We start from the raw sequence: 23,430 nt of genomic DNA, 5'->3' as shown, positions 1-23,430 counted from the left end.
CTGACATAAAGAACTGAAGAAAAGGATGTGACCGAGTGCGCCTGATCCCCGCCTTGCTGATGAGTTTACTGCTATCCCTGCCATTGATGGCGGGTGCGGCGCCGACTGAAGATCAGCTCAAACAGGAACTGAAACAGGCGGAAGCCAACAAAGAAATGGCCAATCAGACACAGGTGGTTGAGGCGCTGCAAAGCGCGCTCAACTGGCTGAATGAAGCCAGTGTTTCAGCCGGTCGCACCGAGCAATACCAGAAGGTCATTGATGACTTCCCAAAACTGACGCAGGCACTGCGTCAGGAATTACAAAATCAGCCGGACAAACCGCCAGCGGTTGATGGCAGCATTCCTACTGCTCAGCTCGAGCAGCAAATTCTGCAAGTCAGCAGCCAGCAGCTGGAAGAAACCCGCCAGTTACGTCAGGAGCAGGATCGCTCACGGGACATCAGCGATTCACTGAGTCTGATCCCGCAACAGCAATCTGAGGCCCGCAATGCGCTTGGTGACATTGAGCAGCGGATGCAGGCGGCAACGGCGGCAGCCACATCGTCCCCGCTGGCGCAGGCGCAGCTGAGTGCCTTGCAGGCGGAATCTGCCGCGCGCAAAGCCAAAGTCGATGAACTGGAGCTGGCTCAGCTTTCTGCCAATAACCGGCAGGAATTGTCGAGAATGCGCACTGATCTCTACAAAAAGCGCGCCGGTTATCTGGATCAGCAATTACAGGCTTTACGCAATACGCTGAATAATCAGCGCCAGCGTGAAGCCGAACAGGCGCTGGAAAAAACCGAGTTGCTGGCCGAGCAAAGTGGCGAACTGCCGCATTCCATCAGTCAGCAATTGCAGTCCAACCGTGAGTTGTCGCTGGCACTGAATCAGCAGGCGCAGCGGATGGATCTGATATCTTCCCAGCAACGTCAGGCTGCCGCTCAGACTCAGCAGGTGCGTCAGGCGATCAATACCATCCGCGAACAGGCGCAATGGCTCGGTGCATCCAATCTTCTGGGAGAAACGCTGCGGGCGCAGGTCTCCCGTCTGCCGGAAATGCCAAAACCGCAACAGCTTGACCGCGACATGGGCCAGCTGCGCGTTCAGCGTCTGCACTATGAAGATTTACTCGATAAGCAGCCGATTTATCGTCAGGCACGGCAGGACGACGGCAAGCCGCTGACCGCCGCGCAGCAGAAAATTCTTGATGCCCAGTTGCGGACTCAGCGTGATTTGCTCAATTCCCTGCTTTCAGGCTGTGATACCCAAATTCTTGAACTGACCAAGCTGAAAGTGGCCAACAGTCAGCTGGTCGAAGCGCTGAATGACGTGCATGAGGCCGCCCACCGCTATCTGTTCTGGGTGGCGGACGTCAGCGCCATCGGGATTTCTTATCCGGTGCAGGTGGCGCATGACCTGAAACGTCTGGTGTCGCTGGATTCACTGACTCAGCTCGGCGGCGCTTTCATGATGATGGTCACCAGCAAAGAAACGCTGTTGCCGCTGTTTGGCGCACTGATCCTGGTGATTATCAGCATCAGTTCCCGCAAGCATTACTATGCATTCCTGGAACGCGCCAGCAGCCGGGTCGGCAAAGTTACGCAGGATCAGTTCTCGCTGACGATGCGCACCGTGTTCTGGTCGATCCTGGTGGCGATGCCGCTGCCGGTCTTGTGGGCCGCGCTGGGCTTCGGGCTGCAAAGTGCCTGGCCGTATCCGATTGCGGTGGCGATTGGTGATGGCGTGACCGCTACGCTGCCGATTCTGTGGGCGTTTATGGTCAGCGCAGCACTGGCGCATCCTCAGGGGCTGTTTGTCGCGCACTTTGGCTGGCCGCAGCGTGCCGTTTCACGCGCACTGCGCTATTACGCACTGTCAATCTGGGTCATGGTGCCGCTGATTATGGCGCTGATTACTTTCGATAATCTCAATGACCGCGAATTCTCCAATACACTTGGACGGTTGTGCTTTGTCCTTCTGTGTCTGGTGGTGGCGCTGGTCACTCACAGCCTGAAACGTGCCGGTATCCCGCTGTATCACGATAAAAAGGGCAACAGCGAAAACGTCATTAACAAAACGCTGTGGTGGATGCTGCTGGGCGCGCCAATTGTGGCGGCGCTGGCCTCGCTGCTGGGTTATCTGGCGACGTCGCAGGCGTTACTGGCGCGTCTGGAAACCTCGGTGGCCATCTGGTTCGTGCTGCTGGTGATTTATCACATTATCCGCCGCTGGATGCTGATCCAGCGACGTCGTATTGCTTTCGAGCGCGCCAAACAGCGCCGTGCGGAAATGCTGAATCAGCGCGCCCGTGGTGAAGAGGATGCGAATCACGTCAACACCAGTAATGAAGGTACGGTAGAAGTGGAAGAACCGGTGGTCGATCTGGATGCGATCTCCGCGCAATCATTACGCCTCGTTCGTTCGCTGCTGACGCTGATCGCGCTGATCTCAGTGATCTTCCTGTGGTCTGAGATCCATTCAGCCTTCTCGTTCCTGGAAAATATCCATCTGTGGCAGGTGGCCTCCACCGTGCAGGGCGTGGAAAGTATGCAGCCGATCACCCTGGGATCGGTACTGATCGCCATTCTGGTGCTGATTATCACCACGCAGCTGGTGCGTAATTTGCCTGCACTGCTTGAACTGGCCTTGCTGCAACATCTGGATCTGACGCCGGGCACCGGTTACGCCGTGCTGACCGTCACCAAATACGTGTTGTTGCTGATTGGTGGCCTGACCGGCTTCTCGCTGATCGGCATCGAATGGGCAAAACTGCAATGGCTGGTCGCCGCACTGGGTGTAGGGCTGGGCTTTGGTTTGCAGGAGATTTTCGCCAACTTTATTTCCGGCCTGATCATCTTGTTTGAAAAACCAATCCGTATCGGCGATACCGTGACGATCCGCAACCTGACTGGCAGCATTACCAAGATCAACACCCGCGCCACTACGATAGCCGACTGGGACCGCAAAGAGATTATCGTGCCGAACAAGGCCTTTATCACCGAGCAGTTTATCAACTGGTCGCTGTCAGATTCCGTCACCCGTGTGGTACTGACCGTTCCTGCGCCGTCAGAAGCCAATTCGGAAGAAGTGACGGAAATCCTGTTGAATGCGGCGCACCGCTGCTCGCTGGTGCTGGATATGCCTGCGCCGGAAGCCTATCTGGTTGATTTACAGCAAGGTATTCAGATTTTCGAGTTGCGTATGCACGCCGCTGAAATGGCGCACCGTATGCCGCTTCGTCATGAAATCCATCAGCTGATCCTGGCCGGATTCCGCGAGCACGGCATCACACTGCCGTTCCCGCCATTCCAGGTGCGTATGGAAACACTGCATCGTGCGCAAAATGGCAATAACGCGACCTTTACCAGCAGCAGCGGCAGTGGCCGCAGCGGAAACAGTTCGCGCTCGCCGGGCGATTTATAGCAGTCGATTTACAGCAGTAACAAGTACAGCAAAAGGGCAGATTCCTCTGCCCTTTTTAATACCCGCAGTTTAGAGATCGGCGATCAGCGCCGCCGCCGCTTTGCGATGGTGTGATATCAGCGATCTGATATCCATGCCGACAATTTCACCGTCAAGGACCCGCCATTTCCCCCCAACCATCACGCGGTCGGCTTTTTCCGCGCCACACAGTAACAGCGCGGCAACCGGATCATGGCTGCCGCTAAAACGTAGTTCATCGAGTTTAAACAGCGCCAGATCGGCCTGTTTGCCCACGGCAATCTGCCCGATATCATCGCGACCGATAAGCTTCGCCGAACCGCGCGTCGCCCAGCCCAGGACTCTTTCCGGCGTGACGTATTCCGCACCGTATTTCAAACGTTGCAGATACAATGCCTGCCGCGCTTCATACATCAGATTTGAGGCATCGTTCGACGCAGAGCCGTCAACGCCCAGACCAATCGGCACGCCAGCCGCTTCCAGATCACGTGTCGGACACATGCCGGACGCCAGTCGCATATTCGACACAGGGCAATGACAGATACCGGTGCCCGCCGCGCCCAGACGACGGATCTCATCGTCGTTAAAATGAATACCGTGCGCCAGCCACGTGCGGTCGCTCAGCCAGCCGACGCTTTCCAGATAATCAACTGTACGCAGGCCAAACATTTTCAGGCAAAACTGTTCTTCATCCAGCGTTTCCGCCAGATGTGTATGCAGCCGGACGTCTTCGCGCTGCGCCAGCCTGGCACTCTCGCGCATAATCTCGGTCGTGACCGAAAACGGCGAGCACGGCGCCAGCGCAATCTGCATCCAGGCACCCTCGCCGCGCTGGTGATAGCGGTCAATAAGACGCTGGCTGTCCTGCAAAATCACCTCGCCCGACTGCACCGTCTGTTCCGGCGGCAGACCGCCCTGTTCTTCGCCAAGACTCATTGAGCCACGGGTCAGCAACGCACGCATACCCAGTTCACGGACCACATCGACCTGCACATCAATCGCTTCTTCCATACCCTGCGGGAAAAGATAATGGTGGTCGGTGGTGGTGGTGCAGCCGGAAAGCAGCAGCTCAGCCATCGCGACGCGGCTTGCCAGTCCCAGCGCATCCGGCCCTAAACGAGCCCACACGGGATAAAGCTTTTTCAGCCACGGGAATAACGGCACGTTGACCACAGGCGCCCAGGCGCGGGTCAGTGTCTGATAGAAATGGTGGTGTGTATTGATGAGGCCCGGCAGCAGTACAGATTCTGAGGCATCAAAGATGTGATCGACCGGGTGTAAGGGATGCTGACCAGAGGCCAGCACTTCGGCAATTTTCTGCCCCTCAATGACGATGCCGCCACGGGCATCGAGTTCATTGGCGGTAAAAACTGCCAGCGGATTTTTGATCCACATGCGTTGTTCTGACATGTCTGACTTCCTTTTTTAGGGTCACAATAAATTCAAAAAGTGAGTCAGCTCAGTTATGCCCTGTCTGCTGATCCAGGGGCGCAACGCGCGGGATTTCAGTGAACCTTAACTTCCTGTGCCGCAACACTTGTGCTGCGTTCTGCCGGCATCAGTAAGTTGAGCAGGATAGCGAGAACGCCTCCACTGGTCACCGCATGGCCGAAAATATTACCGACGATTGGCGGGAACTGACCCAGGACATCCGGCACCGCTTCAATGCCCAGACCGATGCCAAAGGCGATAGCGATAATCAGCATTTCGCGACGCCCGACCGGCGACTGTGTCATGATGCGGATCCCCGCCGCGACCACACTGCCGAACATCACCAGTGTCGCACCGCCCAGCACTGGCGCAGGAATTTGCTGAAGGATTTCACCGATGAATGGGAACAACCCGAGCACTAATAACACGCCGCCGATATACATGCCGACATAACGACTGGCGACGCCGGTCATCTGGATCACGCCGTTATTCTGTGCAAACGTCGTGTTAGGAAATGACGAGAAGGCCGCCGCGATAAGACAGCTGATGCCGTCGGCCAGAATGCCGCCTTTGAGACGCTTACGGAAGCTTTCCCCTTCAATCGGCTGCTGTGACAGCATGCAGTTAGCCGTCAGATCGCCTACCGCTTCGAGAATGCTGATAAACGATACCAGCGCGATGGGTACGAAAATAATCCAGTCAAACTTGAAACCAAAACGGAACAGTTGCGGCAATGCAAACCAGTCGCCCTGCAAAGGTTTCACCGTCAGATGGCCGGTCAGCGCAGCGGCGATACAGCCGACAACAATGCCCAAGACGATTGATGACAGGCGCAGCCAGCGCACCTCGATACGGTTACAGGCGACGATCACCAGCAGCGTCAGCGCACCCAGCCCGAGATTCGCCGGTGCGCCAAAATTCACCGCGCCATGCCCTCCTGCCCAGTCGGTAATGCTGACTTTAATCAGGCTGATGCCGATCAGCGCAATGACGGTGCCGCTCACCAGCGGCGTAAACACGCGGCGCATCTGACCGATGAACCGGCTGACCAGCAGCGGGATAAATGCCGCCATAAAGTTCACCCCAAAAATCATCGCCATGATGTCTTCCGGCGAACCACCGCGGCTTTTTACCAGCATACCGCCCGACAGAATCACCCCGAGAAACGCAAAGCTGGTGCCCTGCAGACAAATCATCCCCGCGCCGACCGACATAAAGCGGCGCGCCTGAATAAATGTCCCTATGCCGGACGCCAGCAAAGACATGCTGATGAGATAGGGCAAATACGCATTCAGCCCCAGCACTGAACCGATAATCAGCGGCGGCGTGATGATCCCCACCACGCTTGCCAGCACGTGCTGGATGGCGGTAAAAAATGCCGGTGCCGGTGCAATGCGTTCTTCCAGTCCATAAAGAAGTTCTTTGTCGTTGGATTCTGACATAACGGGTTTTCCGGATGATGAATGATAATCCGGTAATGCATAAATCAGGCCAGCCAGAGGAAAATTTCCGTTAAAGCATGAGGAATGCCCTGTTTACGGGGTGTGGCGTACTGCGCCTGACACTGAAACTTTAAAATCAGTGTTGCGCCATTTGGGTACTTTTGTTTCATGAAATGCGCGATTTTGGATTAATTGCACAATATTGGCGCAAATCAAACTGGCAAAATCAAAAGCGGAGGATCAAAACAGGGGATGTGTAGAAAGGAAGCCCCGACCTGAGATCAGGGCTTAATCGCTTATCAGGCGCGAGTCACCGGGAAGGCCAGCACATCGCTCAGGCTGGAAGCGCCCAGCGCAATCATAATCAGGCGGTCAACGCCCAGCGCCACACCGGAACATTCCGGCATACCGTGTTCTAACGCATCCAGCAGATTGTTATCGACAGGATGCTGCGGCAGGCCGCGCGCCGCACGTTTGCGGTTATCCTGTTCGAAACGCTGACGCTGCTCACGGCTGTCCGTCAGTTCACGGAAACCATTCGCCAGCTCAATGCCTTTGTAATACACCTCGAAACGCTCCGCGACGCGGTGATCTTCCGTACTGATTTCCGCCAGAGAGGCCTGAGTCGCCGGGAAGTGATAAACGAAAGTTGGTTTGTCGCGCCCGATGTGCGGTTCAACACCCATCGTAAACAGCAACTGCAACAGCGTATCGCGATCTTCTTCAGTATCGGCAATGTTGGATAAATCCAGTTTTGCCGCTGCTTCACGCAGTTCCGCTTTATCGGCGGATAACGGGTCGACATTCAGATGGCGGGTAAACGCCTGCTGATAAGACAGGGTTTCAGCGGTATCGCAATCGAGAACCTGCTGGAGTAAATCATCCACTTCATTCATCAGGCGGTACATGTCATAACGCGGACGGTACCATTCGAGCATGGTGAATTCGGGATTGTGGTGACGTCCGGCTTCTTCGTTACGGAAACTGCGCCCCATCTGATAAATCGGCCCGCTTCCCGCAGCCAGCAAGCGTTTCATATGGTATTCCGGGCTGGTCATCAGATACAGCGTCATGCCATCAGCCGCACCCGGCCCGACAAAACGTGTCTCGAACGGCACCAGATGAATGTCGGTCACCGTAGCCTGGCTCATCGCCGGCGTTTCAACTTCCAGCACGCCGCGATCGGCAAAGAAACGTCGAATCTCAGCGAGGATAGCCGCACGCTTCAACAAATTGGCGACAGGAGCACTGGGTTGCCAGCTTGCTGTTTCGCTCATGGTGATTTACTCCGAATTCAGAAAAGTCATGCAGTCTACCTGCATCCCCGCAGGCAAACAAATATCTCATTTTGCGTTGCGTAAAGCACAGAAAGCCTAAATGCGCGTTCACATCAAATTACCACTTCTACCCCTTTGGTATCATAATTCCCTTACAAACAATAAGAATACCAGCCACCGGGACAGCGCCTGTGTGTCATCGGGGTTCACTAACTCTTCGATTATGAAGAGCTTTTCGCGGGTGTTTCAAACCCGATCTCATTGATGATAGTGGAGGAATGCAGTGCAAACCTTTAACGCCGACATTGCAATTATAGGTGCAGGTGGGGCGGGTTTACGCGCAGCAATAGCCGCAGCGGAAGCCAATCCCAACCTGAATATCGCGTTGATTTCGAAAGTGTACCCTATGCGCAGCCACACCGTGGCGGCCGAAGGCGGTTCTGCCGCTGTGACGCAAGATCACGACAGCTTCGATTTTCACTTCCAGGATACCGTTTCCGGAGGCGACTGGCTGTGTGAGCAGGACGTGGTGGATCACTTCGTTCATCAATGCCCGACTGAAATGGCCCAGCTCGAACTGTGGGGTTGCCCGTGGAGCCGTAAGGATGATGGTTCAGTCAATGTCCGCCGCTTCGGCGGAATGAAAATCGAACGTACGTGGTTTGCGGCGGATAAAACCGGCTTCCACATGCTGCACACCCTGTTCCAGACTTCCCTGAAATACCCGCAAATCAAACGCTTCGACGAACATTTCGTTCTCGATATACTGGTCGATGAAGGCCAGGTACGCGGCGTCGTCGCCATCAATATGATGGAAGGCACACGCGTACAAATCCGTGCCAACGCGGTGGTCATGGCCACCGGCGGCGCAGGCCGCGTTTACCGCTACAACACCAACGGCGGTATCGTCACCGGCGACGGCATGGGCATGGCGTTCCGCCACGGCATTCCGCTGCGCGACATGGAATTCGTGCAATATCACCCGACCGGCCTGCCGGGTTCCGGCATTCTGATGACGGAAGGCTGTCGTGGTGAAGGCGGTATTCTGGTCAATAAAGACGGTTACCGTTATCTGCAAGATTACGGCATGGGACCGGAAACCCCGCTCGGCGAGCCGAAAAACAAATACATGGAACTGGGGCCTCGCGACAAAGTGTCTCAGGCGTTCTGGCATGAATGGCGCGCCGGACGCACCATCGAAACGCCGCGTGGCGACGTGGTGTATCTGGATTTACGTCATCTCGGCGAGAAAAAACTGCGCGAACGTCTGCCATTTATCTGCGAGCTGGCTAAAGCCTACGTCGGCGTCGATCCGATCACCGATCCGATCCCGGTTCGCCCTACCGCGCACTACACCATGGGCGGCATCGAAACGGATGCGCAGTGTGAAACCCGTATCAAAGGCCTGTTTGCGGTCGGCGAATGTTCTTCCGTCGGTCTGCACGGCGCCAACCGACTCGGTTCCAACTCACTGGCAGAGCTGGTGGTGTTCGGGCGTATGGCCGGTGAAAAAGCGGCAGAGCGTGCCGTGGAAGCCAAAGATACCGGGAACAGCGCCGCACTCGACGCGCAGGTACGTGATATCGAAAACCGTCTTGCCGCACTGATGGCGCAGGAAGGCGATGAAAGCTGGGCAGCCATCCGGGACGAAATGGGTCTGGCGATGGAAGAAGGCTGCGGGATTTACCGCACCACTGAGCTGATGCAAAAAACCGTCGATAAGCTGGCCGAACTGAAAGAACGCTTCAAACGGGTGAAAATTCAGGATACCTCCAGCGTCTTTAATACTGATCTGCTGTACACCATCGAGCTGGGTCATGGCCTTGAAGTGGCTGAATGTATGGCGCACTCCGCCCTGCATCGTCGCGAATCACGCGGCGCGCATCAGCGTCTTGATGAAGGTTGTACCGAACGCGATGACGTGAATTTCCTCAAGCATACCCTGGCATTTTATCAGCCGGATTCCGCCCCGCGTCTGGAATACGGCGACGTGAAAATTACCACGCTGCCTCCGGCCAAACGTGTGTACGGCGGGGAATCTGAGACTCACGATAAAAAAGATAAGGAGCAATCACGTGGCTAAAATGCGCAGCCTGAAGGTTGAAATCATGCGCTATAACCCGGAAACGGACAGCGCGCCGCATCCGGTGGTGTATGACGTGCCTTTCGATGAAACAACGTCTCTGCTCGATGCTCTGGGCTACATCAAGGACCATCTGGCCGCTGACCTTTCCTACCGTTGGTCGTGTCGTATGGCGATTTGCGGCTCGTGCGGCATGATGGTGAACCGTGTGCCAAAGCTGGCGTGCAAAACGTTCCTGCGGGAATACCCGGACGGTATGCAGGTCGAGGCACTCGGTAACTTCCCAGTAGAACGTGATCTGGTGGTCGATATGACCCACTTTATCGAAAGCCTGGAAGCCATCAAACCTTATATCATCGGCAACACCCGCACGGTCGGGGAAGGCCCAGGTAAACAAACCCCGGCGCAAATGGAGAAATATCACCAGTTCTCCGGCTGCATCAACTGTGGTTTATGTTACGCCGCCTGCCCGCAATTCGGTCTGAATCCGGAGTTCATTGGCCCGGCCGCTATCACGCTGGCGCACCGCTATAACCTCGATAACCGTGACCACGGCAAAGCACAACGTATGCCGCAGTTAAACGGTCAGAACGGTGTCTGGAGCTGTACGTTTGTCGGTTATTGCTCCGAAGTCTGTCCGAAGCACGTCGACCCTGCCGCCGCCATTCAGCAAGGCAAAGTCGAAAGCTCAAAAGACTTCATGATAGCGAGGCTCAGACCGCAATGAGGGAAGAAAATATGACGACTCAAAGTACGGGCAGCAAACGCAAACCCTACGTACGTGAGATGAAAGCCAGCTGGTGGAAAAGCTTACCTTTCTACCGTTTTTATATGCTGCGCGAAGGCACGGCGGTTCCGGCTGTATGGTTTAGCCTTTTGCTGCTGGCAGGGGTTTTCTCGTTACGTAACGGGCCGGAAAGCTGGGCGGGTTTTGTGCATTTTCTGCAAAATCCGGTGGTCATGCTGATTAATCTGATCGCCCTGTTTGCCGCTTTATTGCATACCAAAACCTGGTTTGAACTGGCACCGAAAGCCTCGATCGTGGTGGTGAAAGGTAAAAAAATGGGGCCGGAGCCGGTGATTGCGGGTTTCTGGGGCGTGACCATTGTCGTGACGCTGGTTGTTCTCGTCATCGCACTGTTTCTTTAAGGAGGCGACATGAAAAATACTCTTCCTAAACGTTCAGACGAGCCGGTGTTCTGGGGATTGTTTGGGGCAGGCGGTATGTGGAGCGCAATTTTCGCGCCAGTGATGATTCTGCTGGTGTGCTTCCTGCTGCCGCTGGGTTTCTTCCCCGGCGACGCCCTGAGTTATCCGCGTGTGCTGGCGTTCGCGCAGAGCTGGATCGGACGCCTGTTCCTGCTGCTGATGATCGTGCTGCCGCTTTGGTGCGGACTGCACCGGATCCATCACGCTATGCATGACCTGAAGATCCACGTTCCGGCCGGAAAATGGGTATTCTACGGTCTGGCAACGATCTTAAGTATTGTTACTCTTATCGTACTGATCCGTCTGTGATCCCTTAAGATCTGACTTTCCAGCGGCCGGCTCTCTGGCCGCTGTTTTCGTTTCTTCCCCACTTGTTTTTCCTTTTCCTTTTTGTTACCTACACTTAGAGAACAACCTAAGGAAGGAGACTCTATGCGTATCTGGTCAAAACTCGGCGTCATCGTCACAGCACTCATGTCTGTGGCCTGTAGCGTCACACCACCAAAAGACGTCAACGTCGTTAATAACTTCGAACTCAGCCGCTATCTTGGCACCTGGTATGAAGTCGCCAGACTGGATCATAGTTTTGAAAGCGGGCTGGAACGCGTCACGGCCAATTACAGCCTGCGCGACGACGGCGGTGTGAAAGTCATTAACCGCGGGTTTAATCCGCAGAAAAACAAATGGCAGGAAAGCGAGGGCAAAGGATACTTCACGGGTTCTGCGGACCGGGCGGCGCTTAAGGTGTCATTCTTTGGCCCGTTCTATGGCGGCTATAACGTCATTGAGCTGGATAAAGATTACCGCTACGCGCTGGTCTGCGGGCCGGATAAAAGCTATTTGTGGATCCTGTCGCGCACACCGACACTGGATGAAAGCGTGAAGCAGAAGCTTCTGCAAACTGCGCAGCGATACGGATTTGATACCAGCAAACTGGTATGGGTGAAACAGCCTTAATTTACCTCATTTCCGGACGCCAGAAACAACACTGCCTGCATCAATGTGCAGGCAGACTTCAGCTTACTTCAGGTGATTCACCCGCTATTGCGCGCTTTTCTGGATTGCTTGCCCACCCGCAGACACATCTTCACCCACGCCACGCGTGGTATTGCAGGCAGTCAACGCAGAAGACAGAACAAGAACAGATAAGACAGCGAGGATACTTTTCTTCAGCATATAAATTTCCTTCCTATAAGAGAATGTAAAGTACGACACTTTTAGTGTAGCTAACTTTCTGGATAGAGAAGGAAACAGGCAGGATTTTTAGGAAAGTTGGTAAAAATGAGGCTGAAGGGATCAGCCTGCTTTGGAAATCGCGCCACCCAGATGCTGGATGTCTTCACCGAAACCATGAACCGTGTTGCAGCCGGATAACGAAGCCAGCAACATCACTGAAACTACGATAAACATCATCTTCTTCAACATGGTAAACACAATCCAATTCAACAAGTTGGGACTGGAAAGCTGCGACAGGCTTTCACCTGCGGCAGCTTTCATCCGACGTAATAAGCGTTGAGAACTTATTTAACGCGGGAAACGTATTCGCCAGAGCGGGTGTCACAACGGACGATTTCGCCGATCTGCACGAATAATGGCACTTTGACCACAGCGCCGGTGCTCAGGGTTGCTGGCTTGCCGCCGGTACCAGCGGTATCACCTTTCAGGCCCGGGTCAGTATCAACGACTTCAGCTTCGATGAAGTTCGGTGGCTGAACCGCGATAGGACGACCATCCCACAGAGTTACGATACATTCTGCGTTGTCCTGGAGCCATTTAGAGGCGTCAGAAACGGTTTTCTCTTCAACCTGATGCTGTTCGAAAGTCTCAGGGTGCATGAAGTGGTAGAACTCACCATCGTTGTACAGGTAGTTCATGTTGGTATCTACAACGTCAGCGCCTTCGCATGAGTCAGTAGATTTGAATGTTTTTTCTACACGGGAACCGGTCAGCAGACGACGCATTTTAACGCGTGCGAAAGCCTGGCCTTTGCCTGGTTTTACGAATTCACTGGATTCGATAGCGTAAGGCTCGCCCTCGAACATGATTTTAAGACCCGGACGGAAATCGTTGCTAGAATAAGTCGCCATGATGGCCCTCTAATTTTAAACTGGTATTAGCCAAAAAAATGGCAAACATTGTAACCCTAAACACGCCATTTAGAGAAGATTGGTTGTATCAACTCGGCGATGTTATCACTGACCCGGATGAACTGCTTACTCTTCTGGCACTTAACGACAATGCAGAACTGCAAAGTGGGCGTGAAGCCCGTCGTTTGTTCCCGCTTCGCGTACCCCGCGCCTTTGTGGCACGTATGCAGCCGGGCGATCCACAGGATCCTTTATTGCTTCAGGTATTGACCGCACGCGAGGAATTTATCGCCGCGCCGGGCTTTACCACCGACCCGCTTGATGAACAACGCAGCGTTGTTCCGGGTCTGTTGCACAAGTATAGCAATCGTGCCCTGTTACTGGTGAAAGGCGGATGTGCGGTGAATTGCCGCTACTGTTTCCGTCGTCATTTCCCGTATCAGGACAACCAGGGAAATAAGGCCAACTGGGTTCAGGCGCTGGATTATATCCGCACACGCCCCGAACTCGATGAAATTATTTTCTCCGGCGGTGATCCGCTGATGGCTAAAGATCACGAACTCGACTGGCTGATCGGTGAACTGGAAGGCATCGCACACATTAAACGCTTGCGTATTCATACGCGTCTGCCGGTAGTGATCCCTGCACGTATCACGGATACCTTTTGCCAGCGCCTTGAAAAATCACGCCTTCAGGTGCTGATGGTGACGCATATCAATCACGCCAATGAAATTGATGATGCGCTGCGCACCAGCATGGCGAAGCTGAAACACCACGGCGTGACGCTGCTTAACCAAAGTGTGCTGCTGCGTGGCGTGAATGATTCTGCTGATGTGCTGGCGACACTGAGCAATGCGCTGTTTGATGCCGGTATTCTGCCTTACTACATCCACGTGCTGGATAAAGTCCAGGGCGCGGCGCATTTCATGGTCAACGACGACGAAGCGCGCGTCATCATGAAAGGGCTGATGAGTAAGGTGTCTGGTTATATGGTACCGAAGCTGACCCGCGAGATTGGCGGCGAGCCGAGTAAAACCATTCTGGATCTGCGGCTGAAGCAGTCTTAACACGCATTTCTTACCCCAAAATAAATCAAGTTGCGGGAAGGCGGCAAGTGATGGAGTCCCAATGAGCTTACTCAGGTAAGTGATTCGGGTGACTGAACGTAGCCAACGCACCGGCGGCTTGAGATATGAAGGGGGAACGCAAAAAGGGATGCCACTGGCATCCCTTTATTCTATCTGGCATTCACGCAATTAAACGGCGTACAGCCCGACTATGGGCACTTATAAACCTGACCGACCATTTTGCTGTCAACCGGTGCAAAGCTGGACAGGAAGTTCTGTGACGGGCTGTTGGCACCATAGATGGTGTTGCCGCCCATGGCTGCCGCTTTGTTACGCAGGTCATTGGCTGCACCACGCATGGAGCTACCGTCACCGCCGGTACCGGAGAACCAGTTGCTTTGGGCACCGGTGACTTCGCCAAGCAGCTGACAATTTGCGCCTGGTTTGTCATCCGTGAATTTCACCTGCTGGCCCGCTGCATCCAGTTGATGAGTGGTACTGCACCCGGCAAGCAGCGCGATAGCTGACAGGCCCAGTAACATTTTAATCCGCATCACTTTCCCCATTTGTTTTTGTAATCACATAAAGCCTATCAGAAAACACCTGGCTCTCTTAGGCATCCGTTGCCACGTATGCCCAAGGTTTGCGCTATCGGAATCAATCCGAAAATCACGCAAAAATGAGTCTACACGTTAATGGCCGACGACAATGAGAGTTATCTTACTGAACCCGATAAAAAATGGTCAAATAAAAAAACCCGGCCTTTTCAGACCGGGTTTCTTCAGTACGTTGTGTCAGTGAACAAAAATGTCCGCTGATTTCGCGTACCTGCGGATGAACGCAGGGGGATGATGATTACATCATGCCGCCCATACCGCCCATGCCACCCATACCGCCAGCGCCGCCCATATCGACTTTATCGTCTTTAGGCAGGTCGGTAATCATGCACTCAGTGGTGATCATCAGGCCAGCTACAGAAGACGCGTACTGCAGAGCAGAACGGGTTACTTTAGTTGGATCCAGGATACCCATTGCGATCATGTCGCCGTATTCTTCGGTGTAAGCGTTGTAGCCGAAGCTGCCTTCGCCCGCTTTCACTTTGTTGGCGATAACAGAAGCTTCCTCACCTGCGTTCACAACGATCTGACGCAGTGGAGATTCCATTGCGCGCAGAGCAACGCGGATACCCACGTTCTGGTCGTCGTTGTCGCCGGTCAGGTTAGCCAGAGTGTGAGCAACGCGGATCAGCGCAACACCACCACCAGCAACTACGCCTTCTTCTACCGCAGCACGGGTTGCGTGCAGGGCATCTTCAACGCGAGCTTTCTTCTCTTTCATTTCAACTTCAGTCGCTGCGCCAACTTTCAGAACAGCTACGCCGCCTGCCAGTTTAGCCACACGCTCTTGCAGTTTTTCGCGGTCGTAATCAGAAGTCGCTTCTTCGATCTGCTGACGGATCTGAGAAACACGGCCCTGAATAGTTGCTTCTTCGCCAACGCCATCGATGATGATGGTGGTGTCTTTGTTGATAACAACACGTTTCGCCTGACCCATATCTTCCAGAGTCGCTTTTTCCAGTTCCAGACCGATCTCTTCAGAGATAACGGTACCGCCGGTCAGAGTGGCGATGTCCTGCAGCATAGCTTTACGACGGTCGCCGAAGCCTGGTGCTTTAACCGCAGCCACTTTCACGATGCCACGCATGGTGTTCACTACCAGGGTCGCCAGGGCTTCGCCTTCAACGTCTTCAGCAATGATCAGCAGTGGTTTACCGGCTTTCGCAACGGCTTCCAGTACTGGCAGCATTTCGCGGATGTTAGAAATTTTCTTGTCAGCCAGCAGGATGAACGGGCTTTCAAGTTCAACAGAACCGGTTTCTGGTTTGTTGATGAAGTATGGAGACAGGTAACCGCGGTCGAATTGCATACCTTCAACAACGTCCAGCTCGTCTTGCAGGCCGGTACCTTCTTCAACAGTGATGACGCCTTCTTTGCCTACTTTTTCCATCGCTTCAGCGATCAGTTTGCCGACAGTTTCGTCGGAGTTAGCAGAGATGGTACCAACCTGTGCGATAGCTTTAGAGTCAGCGCAAGGGACAGATAATTTTTTCAGTTCTTCAACCGCATGAACGACAGCTTTGTCGATACCGCGTTTCAGATCCATCGGGTTCATACCGGCGGCAACAGCTTTCAGGCCTTCAGTGATGATGGCTTGTGCCAGAACGGTTGCGGTAGTCGTACCGTCACCCGCTGCATCGTTCGCTTTGGACGCGACTTCTTTCACCATCTGTGCGCCCATGTTTTCGAACTTGTCTTCCAGTTCGATTTCACGTGCAACGGACACGCCGTCTTTAGTGATGGTTGGTGCGCCGAAAGATTTGTCCAAAACCACGTTGCGGCCTTTAGGGCCCAGGGTCACTTTTACTGCATCAGCAAGGATGTTTACGCCACGCAGCATTTTCACACGGGCGTCGTTACCGAATTTTACTTCTTTAGCTGCCATTGTTAATTTCCCTTAAATTCGTTCTGTTCAGAAAAAAGTGGATCGGGGGACGATCAGGCTTCTACGATTGCCAGAATGTCGCTCTCAGACATGATCAACACTTCTTCATTGTCGATCTTCTCAGCTTTAACGCCGTAACCGTCGTTGAAAATGACGATGTCGCCAACTTTCACGTCCAGCGCTTTAACTTCACCGTTTTCCAGAATGCGACCATGGCCGACAGCCAGGATTTCGCCACGGGTAGATTTACCAGCAGCTGAGCCAGTCAGAACGATGCCGCCAGCGGATTTAGATTCTACTTCTTTACGCTTGACGATAACGCGGTCATGCAATGGACGAATTTTCATTGATAACTCTCCTGTGAGCGGGTCCATATCTATTTTTAGGGTTGAATGCCTGGCAAAACCTGCCTGGCCTCGTGGTTTGTTTAATGGGGGCGATACCCTGCCCTTCAAGGGGAAGAACAGAAAAATTTTCGCTTTTTCTTTCGCTGCTCTGACCGCTAAAATTCGGCTTTCGTAGCGCTTCCCAACAATCTTTTAACAATCAAGGCCACAGAGATTAGCGATCGCGGTGCTCTGTGTCGTCATCTTTTTTTGGTGAAACCAGACGTTCCTGCGTTTCATCCGTGCGCTGAAACTCGCCGTCAAAGGTATTTCCTGTCGGCGCGCTGCTCCCCCAGTTGCCGCCAGAGCGGACAATGTTCAGGTGCGGCATCAGTTTTAAGGTCAGGCGTTTCTGTATTGGCGGTAACAACAGCAGTAAGCCGAGGAAATCGGTAAAGAAGCCCGGTACCAGCAACAGGAAACCGGCAATCACCAGCGAAACGCTTTTCACCATTTCAGCTGCCGGGCTTTCCCCGACCGCCAGCTTTTGCTGCAACTGCATAAAGGTTTTCATGCCCTGATTCTTCACCAGAGAAACACCCACGCAGGAAGTAAACACCACCAGCAATAATGTTGTGGCAACACCGACCACCGCAGCCACCTTGATAAATAAGGTGATTTCGATGTAGGCCAGCAGAAATAACAGTAATAACGGTAACCAGCGCACCGCATTCTCCTTGTAATTAGGCTCCGAAAACTCTGTCGTAAAATACGGTCACAGAGGCAATCGAAACCAGGAATAAGTGCCTGCTCAGGATCTTTACTTTCAAAGAAATGCAGGCTGACTACACTGAGATGGTGCTACATCACAGTGATTTCAAGCGTCAGACCTGATTTAATTGAGCCGCTGAATGAATTGTGAGAATTCTCACAGATACCAAAAACATGCACAGTAATAGGGCAGGATAGTGATCTTAGTACGTGCAATTCGCCTGAAGCAGCATATGATCGCCTTCGTTGCCAAAACAAAGGTTGATCGTTTTATATTTAACACGGCAAGTAACATAATTTTAAACATCGCATAACACATTCAGTACCGAAGAGAAGGTTCTCATGTCAAACACCATTCGTATCGAGGAAGACCTGCTGGGCACGCGCGAAGTACCGGCAGAAGCTTATTACGGCATTCACACCCTGCGGGCGATTGAAAACTTCTATATCAGCAACACCAAGATCAGCGATGTCCCTGAGTTTGTTCGTGGCATGGTGATGGTGAAAAAGGCGGCGGCTCTGGCCAATAAAGAGCTGCGCACCATCCCACGTCATATTGCGGACATCATTATTCAGGCGTGCGATGAAGTGCTTGATAAAGGCAAATGCATGGACCAGTTCCCTATCGACGTCTATCAGGGCGGTGCGGGAACCTCGGTAAATATGAACACGAATGAAGTACTGGCGAACATCGGTCTGGAACTGATGGGACACCAGAAAGGCGATTATCAGTTCCTGAATCCAAACGATCATCTGAACAAATGCCAGTCCACCAATGATGCCTACCCGACCGGTTTTCGTATCGCCGTGTACACCTCTTTGCTGAAACTGGTTGATGCGATTTCTCAGCTGGGCGACGGTTTCGAGCGTAAAGCGGTAGAGTTCGAAAACATCATCAAAATGGGACGCACGCAGTTGCAGGATGCGGTTCCGATGACCCTCGGTCAGGAATTCCACGCATTCAACGTGCTGCTCAAAGAAGAAACCCGCAACCTGATGCGCACCGGCGAATTACTGCTGGAAGTGAACCTCGGCGCGACAGCGATCGGTACACGTCTGAACACACCGGAAGGTTATCAGCAGCTGGCAGTAGAGAAACTGGCTGAAGTCAGCAATCTGGCTTGCGTACCGGCAGAAGACCTGATCGAAGCGACGTCTGACTGCGGCGCTTACGTGATGGTTCACAGTTCACTGAAACGTCTGGCGGTTAAACTTTCCAAAATCTGTAACGACCTGCGCCTGCTCTCTTCCGGCCCGCGCGCTGGCCTGAACGAAATCAATCTGCCAGAATTGCAGGCCGGTTCTTCTATCATGCCAGCCAAAGTTAACCCGGTTATCCCGGAAGTGGTGAACCAGGTGTGCTTCAAAGTCATTGGTAACGACGTATGCGTCACCATGGCCGCCGAAGCAGGTCAGTTACAGCTGAACGTGATGGAACCGGTGATTGGTCAGGCGATGTTTGAGTCAGTGCATATCCTGACGAACGCCTGCTACAATCTGCTGGAAAAATGCATCAACGGCATTACGGCCAACAAAGAAGTGTGCGAGTTCTACGTCTTCAACTCTATCGGTATCGTCACCTATCTCAACCCGTTCATCGGCCACCACAATGGCGATATAGTCGGGAAGATCTGTGCGGAAACCGGCAAGAGTGTCAGAGAAGTGGTGCTTGAGCGCGGATTGCTGACTGAAGCCGAGCTGGACGACATTTTCTCTATCGAGAACCTGAAGCATCCGGCCTACAAAGCGAAACGCTATACTGATGAAAATGAACAGTAACAGATTAAATTACTGACCTTTTAAAGGCTCGTTGTTCTGCGGAATAACGGGCCTTTTTACTTTTTGCGACACAACAATTACATAACAATTAATTATCAATTCCTTATTAATTATCAATCCCTTAAGGAGTAGCAGGATTATGGACGGACAACCATGCTAATCATCGAACTTATTATTGTACTGGCAGCGATTTTCCTCGGCGCGCGCCTGGGCGGTATCGGCATCGGATTCGCCGGAGGACTGGGCGTGCTGGTGCTGGCGCTGATTGGCGTCAAACCGGGTACCATCCCTTTTGATGTTATCTCCATCATCATGGCGGTGATCGCGGCTATCTCAACCATGCAGGTGGCGGGCGGGATGGATTATCTGGTGCAGCAAACTGAAAAGCTGCTGCGCCGTAACCCTAAGCACATTACGATCCTCGCCCCCATCGTCACTTATTTCCTGACGATTATGGCCGGTACCGGCAACATCTCGCTTTCCGCCCTGCCCGTGATTTCAGAAGTGGCGAAAGAACAGGGGATCAAACCCTGTCGTCCGCTTTCGACTGCCGTCGTTTCCGCGCAGATAGCGATTACCGCATCCCCCATTTCTGCCGCCGTTGTTTATATGGCGTCAACCATGGAAGGCCACGGCGTCAGTTATTTGCATCTGCTGATGGTGATGATCCCGGCAACGCTTGCCGCTGTTATCCTGATGTCGCTGATTGTCAGCTGGTGCTTTGACTCCAAACTTTCCAACGATCCGGTTTACCTGAAACGTTATGAAGAAGGGCTGATTGAGCTGCGTGGCGATAAGGTCTTGGAAATCAAACCTGGCGCAAAACTCTCCGTGTTGTTGTTCCTGCTCGGCGTTTTTGGTGTGGTCGGATACGCAGTGATCAACAGCCCGAGTCTGGGCTGGGTCGCACAACCGGTGATGACCACTAACAGCGCCATTCTGATTATCATGCTCAGCGTCGCGACGTTGATTACTCTGCTGTGCCGTATCGATACGGATTCGATTCTGTCCTCCAGCACCTTTAAATCCGGCATGAGCGCCTGTATTTGTATTCTCGGTGTTGCCTGGCTGGGTGACACTTTTGTGCAGGCCAATCTCGGCTGGATCAAAGAAACGGCAGGCACCCTGATTCAGGCACATCCGTGGCTGCTGGCCGTGATTTTCTTCTTCAGCTCTGCGCTGTTGTATTCACAGGCTGCCACCACCAAAGCCCTGCTGCCGATGGCGCTGGCGCTGAGCGTATCGCCACTGACCGCAGTGGGTTCTTTTGCTGCCGTTTCCGGTTTATTCATTCTGCCAACATACCCGACGCTGGTTGCAGCCGTGCAGATGGATGACACCGGCACCACACGCATCGGACGCTTCGTCTTCAACCATCCGTTCTTTATCCCGGGCACCATCGGCGTGTTCCTGTCGGTACTTTTCGGATTTGGCTTCGGCAGTATTATTCTCTGACAGTTTTTCCGGGGGCTCAGGCCCCCGTTGTTTCTGCATTCTTCCCGCATCAGACCACGTTCAGCACCTGCAGGGCTTTCTGCTCACCGATTGTGCGGGGTATACTCGTATTTCATTAACGCGCTGCGGCATGAAGCCGTCCGCTTCTTCTGTCGATTCACTCAGTGGCTGTATATCTGCCGCGACAAAGAGAACTTTACTCCGCATGGATCACCGCATTCTTCGAATTTTCTTCCTGCTTTGCAGCCTGTGTCTTTTGCCCTTTCAGGCGAATGCCTCTTTGTTTGGCAAACCCGCGGCGGCGCAGTTTGTGCCTGTCGATCAGGCTTTCAGTTTTGATTTTCAGCAGCAGGGTCATGACCTTAAACTTAGCTGGCAAATCCGCGACGGCTATTATCTGTACCGCAGTAAAATTGAGCTTGAACCGAAGAATGCGCAGCTCGCCGCCTTCCTTTTGCCGAAGGGGCGCGAACATCACGACGAATTTTTTGGTGACAGCGAAGTTTATGAAAACGCGCTAAATATTGTGGTTCCGATACGTGAGGCAAGCACCGAGGCGACCGTTCGTGTCACTTATCAGGGATGTGCTGCCGCAGGGTTCTGTTACCCGCCGGAAACCCGTGAGGTTCCGCTGAGTGCCGTTACACAACCGGAACGCGCCAGTACACCAGCAACGGATAACGCGCCGGTTATCGCGACGCCTGAAACACAATCCACCCCCCTGCCGTTTTCTCCGCTATGGGCTTTGCTGATCGGCATCGGAATTGCCTTTACGCCTTGCGTGCTGCCAATGTATCCGCTGATTTCAGGCATCATTCTCGGACGCCAGCGCCCTCACAGTATGAAGCGTATCTTCCTGCTGGCATTGGTTTACGTGCAGGGCATGGCGCTGACATACACCCTGCTCGGCATGATAGTGGCCGCAGCGGGCTTGCAGTTCCAGGCGGCGCTGCAAAGTCCGTGGGTACTGATTGTGCTTTCGGTGATGTTCATTGCACTGGCGCTGTCGATGTTTGGCACGTTCAACCTGCAACTTCCTTCTTCTGTGCAGACCCGTCTGGCTTTGTGGAGTAATGAGCAAAAAGGCGGCTCGCTGCCCGGCGTCTTTATTATGGGTGCACTGGCGGGACTGATCTGCTCGCCCTGCACTACCGCGCCGCTCAGCGCGATTTTGTTGTATATCGCCCAGAGCGGGGATCTGCTGGCGGGGGCTGGCACGCTGTATCTGTATGCGCTGGGGATGGGCACTCCGTTGATTATCGCCACGATGTTTGGCAACAAACTGCTGCCACGCAGCGGGCCGTGGATGCAGTACGTCAAGGAAGGTTTTGGCTTTGTGATACTGGCTCTGCCGGTTTTCCTGCTGGAACGCGTGATTGGCGATACCTGGGGACTGCGTTTGTGGAGTCTGCTCGGCGTGGCCTTCTTCGGCTGGGCGCTGGTACTGAGCCTGAAAAGCCAGCGAGGCGTGGTCCGCGTGCTGCAGATAGTCTTCCTTGCGGCGGCACTGATTGTCAGTCGCCCCTTACAGGACTGGGCATTTACGCCAGCCGGTGAAACAACTGCGCCGCAGCACGCTCTGAATTTCCAGAAAATCCATAATGTAGGTGAACTGGATGCCGCCCTTCAGGGGGCTCAGGGCAAACGCGTCATGCTGGATTTGTACGCCGACTGGTGTGTGGCATGTAAAGAGTTCGAAAAATATACCTTCTCAGCGCCAGAAGTGCAGAATGAACTGACGAATACCTTGTTGCTGCAGGCTGATGTCACCCAAAACTCCGCGGAGCAGAAAGCGTTATTAGAGCGTTTGAAGGTTCTGGGCCTGCCGACGATTTTATTCTTCGGACCTGATGGACATGAGTTGCCACAGTCGAGGGTGACAGGATTTATGAATGCCGCAGAGTTCAGCGCGCATTTGCAGAAAACCCGCCCTTAAACGACACTACCTTTTGAAGTACGCGAATTGTGAGGAGGCAAACGTGCTACGTGAACAAGTTCTCGATAAAACCCTTAATCTTTTGGAACAACGTGGCCTTGCAACATTGTCACTGGAAACTGTCGCCGAACTGGTGGATGTTCCGCTCAATGAATTACGCCGTTTCTGGCCGGATGCCGAAGCTCTGCTGTATGACAGCCTGCGTTATCATGGTGAACAGATTGATATCTGGCGACGTCAGCTGATGCTCGATGAATCCCTTTCTGCGCCGCAGAAATTACTGGCCCGGTACAAAGTGCTGGATGAGCAGGTGCGCCAGCAACGCTACCCCGGTTGCCTGTTTATCGCCGCCTGTACGTTTTTCCCTGACAGCGATATGCCGATCCATCAGTTAGCTCAGCAACAGAAACTGGCATCCTATGACTACACTCTGGCGCTTTTGCAGGAAATGGGGTCGGATGATGCAGAAATGGTCGCTCAGCAGATGGAACTGATCCTTGAAGGGTGTCTGAGTAAATTACTGGTTAAGCGCCAGCTGAACGACGTGGAAGTCGCCCGCCGTCTGGCAGAGGATGTGCTGAACGTCGCCCGTTGCCGCGAACATGGCGCGCTTTCCTGACTTCTCTGGTCTTCAGACACGCGA

At 53.5% G+C, this 23,430-nt stretch carries 21 protein-coding genes; 11 read left to right on the top strand and 10 right to left on the bottom strand.

Annotated elements, in window-relative coordinates:
- The first annotated feature begins 35 nt into the window (after positions 1–35).
- Positions 36–3,404 carry a miniconductance mechanosensitive channel MscM gene (gene mscM, locus EC840_RS13250; RefSeq protein WP_129639344.1) on the top strand — a complete coding sequence of 1,123 codons (3,369 nt, stop codon included), beginning with the start codon at positions 36–38 and terminating at the stop codon, positions 3,402–3,404.
- A gap of 69 nt (positions 3,405–3,473) precedes the next feature.
- Here the strand turns inward: mscM and EC840_RS13245 are convergent, their stop codons facing one another.
- From EC840_RS13245 to epmA, 3 genes are all read right to left on the bottom strand, one after another.
- A complete protein-coding gene (locus tag EC840_RS13245; RefSeq protein ID WP_132965693.1) occupies positions 3,474–4,832 on the bottom strand; it encodes an 8-oxoguanine deaminase in 1,359 nt (452 codons plus the stop codon).
- A 95-nt stretch (positions 4,833–4,927) separates the two neighbouring features.
- Positions 4,928–6,295: a nucleobase:cation symporter-2 family protein gene (locus EC840_RS13240; RefSeq protein ID WP_132965691.1), complete on the bottom strand. Its 1,368-nt coding sequence runs from the start codon at positions 6,293–6,295 to the stop codon at positions 4,928–4,930.
- Positions 6,296–6,594: 299 nt separating this feature from the next.
- Positions 6,595–7,572: an elongation factor P--(R)-beta-lysine ligase gene (epmA, locus tag EC840_RS13235; protein ID WP_113877077.1), complete on the bottom strand. Its 978-nt coding sequence runs from the start codon at positions 7,570–7,572 to the stop codon at positions 6,595–6,597.
- Between the two features lie 283 nt (positions 7,573–7,855).
- On the opposite strand from epmA, the gene frdA reads away from it, so the two are divergent.
- From frdA to blc, 5 genes are all read left to right on the top strand, one after another.
- Positions 7,856–9,655, top strand: coding sequence for a fumarate reductase (quinol) flavoprotein subunit (gene frdA, locus EC840_RS13230; protein WP_113877076.1), 1,800 nt, complete (start codon positions 7,856–7,858; stop codon positions 9,653–9,655).
- Positions 9,648–10,382 carry a succinate dehydrogenase/fumarate reductase iron-sulfur subunit gene (locus EC840_RS13225; protein WP_112289764.1) on the top strand — a complete coding sequence of 245 codons (735 nt, stop codon included), beginning with the start codon at positions 9,648–9,650 and terminating at the stop codon, positions 10,380–10,382. Before frdA ends, EC840_RS13225 begins: the two co-directional genes overlap by 8 nt.
- Positions 10,383–10,393: 11 nt before the next feature.
- Complete coding sequence (gene frdC / locus EC840_RS13220; RefSeq protein WP_129639347.1) at positions 10,394–10,804, top strand: fumarate reductase subunit FrdC; 411 nt, start codon at positions 10,394–10,396, stop codon at positions 10,802–10,804.
- Between the two features lie 9 nt (positions 10,805–10,813).
- Positions 10,814–11,173, top strand: coding sequence for a fumarate reductase subunit FrdD (gene frdD, locus EC840_RS13215; protein ID WP_095923716.1), 360 nt, complete (start codon positions 10,814–10,816; stop codon positions 11,171–11,173).
- A 123-nt stretch (positions 11,174–11,296) separates the two neighbouring features.
- Complete coding sequence (gene blc / locus EC840_RS13210) at positions 11,297–11,821, top strand: outer membrane lipoprotein Blc (protein WP_132965689.1); 525 nt, start codon at positions 11,297–11,299, stop codon at positions 11,819–11,821.
- A gap of 84 nt (positions 11,822–11,905) precedes the next feature.
- Here the strand turns inward: blc and EC840_RS13205 are convergent, their stop codons facing one another.
- From EC840_RS13205 to efp, 3 genes are all read right to left on the bottom strand, one after another.
- Positions 11,906–12,040: an entericidin A/B family lipoprotein gene (locus EC840_RS13205; RefSeq protein WP_112289760.1), complete on the bottom strand. Its 135-nt coding sequence runs from the start codon at positions 12,038–12,040 to the stop codon at positions 11,906–11,908.
- Between the two features lie 120 nt (positions 12,041–12,160).
- Positions 12,161–12,289: an entericidin A/B family lipoprotein gene (locus EC840_RS13200; protein ID WP_013573743.1), complete on the bottom strand. Its 129-nt coding sequence runs from the start codon at positions 12,287–12,289 to the stop codon at positions 12,161–12,163.
- 95 nt (positions 12,290–12,384) lie between these two features.
- The gene (efp, locus tag EC840_RS13195; RefSeq protein WP_013573742.1) at positions 12,385–12,951 is read right to left on the bottom strand and encodes an elongation factor P; all 567 of its coding nucleotides are present in this window, start codon (positions 12,949–12,951) and stop codon (positions 12,385–12,387) included.
- Between the two features lie 38 nt (positions 12,952–12,989).
- On the opposite strand from efp, the gene epmB reads away from it, so the two are divergent.
- Positions 12,990–14,018 (top strand): EF-P beta-lysylation protein EpmB, encoded by a 1,029-nt coding sequence (gene epmB, locus EC840_RS13190; RefSeq protein WP_132965687.1) that lies wholly within the window; start codon positions 12,990–12,992, stop codon positions 14,016–14,018.
- A 209-nt stretch (positions 14,019–14,227) separates the two neighbouring features.
- Here the strand turns inward: epmB and EC840_RS13185 are convergent, their stop codons facing one another.
- The 4 genes from EC840_RS13185 to EC840_RS13170 form a co-directional block, all read right to left on the bottom strand.
- Complete coding sequence (locus EC840_RS13185; protein ID WP_014333641.1) at positions 14,228–14,572, bottom strand: DUF4156 domain-containing protein; 345 nt, start codon at positions 14,570–14,572, stop codon at positions 14,228–14,230.
- A gap of 301 nt (positions 14,573–14,873) precedes the next feature.
- The gene (gene groL, locus EC840_RS13180; RefSeq protein WP_112289754.1) at positions 14,874–16,520 is read right to left on the bottom strand and encodes a chaperonin GroEL; all 1,647 of its coding nucleotides are present in this window, start codon (positions 16,518–16,520) and stop codon (positions 14,874–14,876) included.
- Positions 16,521–16,573: 53 nt separating this feature from the next.
- Positions 16,574–16,867, bottom strand: coding sequence for a co-chaperone GroES (locus EC840_RS13175; RefSeq protein ID WP_009636718.1), 294 nt, complete (start codon positions 16,865–16,867; stop codon positions 16,574–16,576).
- A gap of 214 nt (positions 16,868–17,081) precedes the next feature.
- Complete coding sequence (locus tag EC840_RS13170) at positions 17,082–17,573, bottom strand: FxsA family protein (RefSeq protein WP_014333639.1); 492 nt, start codon at positions 17,571–17,573, stop codon at positions 17,082–17,084.
- Positions 17,574–17,959: 386 nt separating this feature from the next.
- Between EC840_RS13170 and aspA the strand changes: the two genes are divergently transcribed.
- The 4 genes from aspA to EC840_RS13150 all read left to right on the top strand — a co-directional run bounded on the left by aspA (position 17,960) and on the right by EC840_RS13150 (position 23,406).
- The gene (gene aspA / locus EC840_RS13165) at positions 17,960–19,396 is read left to right on the top strand and encodes an aspartate ammonia-lyase (RefSeq protein WP_112289751.1); all 1,437 of its coding nucleotides are present in this window, start codon (positions 17,960–17,962) and stop codon (positions 19,394–19,396) included.
- Between the two features lie 153 nt (positions 19,397–19,549).
- The gene (locus EC840_RS13160) at positions 19,550–20,851 is read left to right on the top strand and encodes an anaerobic C4-dicarboxylate transporter (RefSeq protein WP_113877072.1); all 1,302 of its coding nucleotides are present in this window, start codon (positions 19,550–19,552) and stop codon (positions 20,849–20,851) included.
- A gap of 205 nt (positions 20,852–21,056) precedes the next feature.
- Entirely contained in the window at positions 21,057–22,787 is a 1,731-nt protein-coding gene (locus EC840_RS13155; RefSeq protein WP_132965686.1) for a protein-disulfide reductase DsbD, read from the top strand.
- A 43-nt stretch (positions 22,788–22,830) separates the two neighbouring features.
- Positions 22,831–23,406, top strand: a complete 576-nt coding sequence (locus EC840_RS13150) for a transcriptional regulator (protein WP_112289746.1) — start codon at positions 22,831–22,833, stop codon at positions 23,404–23,406.
- Positions 23,407–23,430 lie beyond the last annotated feature (24 nt).

It is taken from the genome of Rahnella sp. JUb53, from assembly GCF_004346065.1.
GTDB classification, from domain to species: Bacteria; Pseudomonadota; Gammaproteobacteria; order Enterobacterales; family Enterobacteriaceae; genus Rahnella; species Rahnella variigena.
Note: the sequence above shows the minus strand (reverse complement) of the source record. Positions and strands in the feature narration are given on the sequence as shown.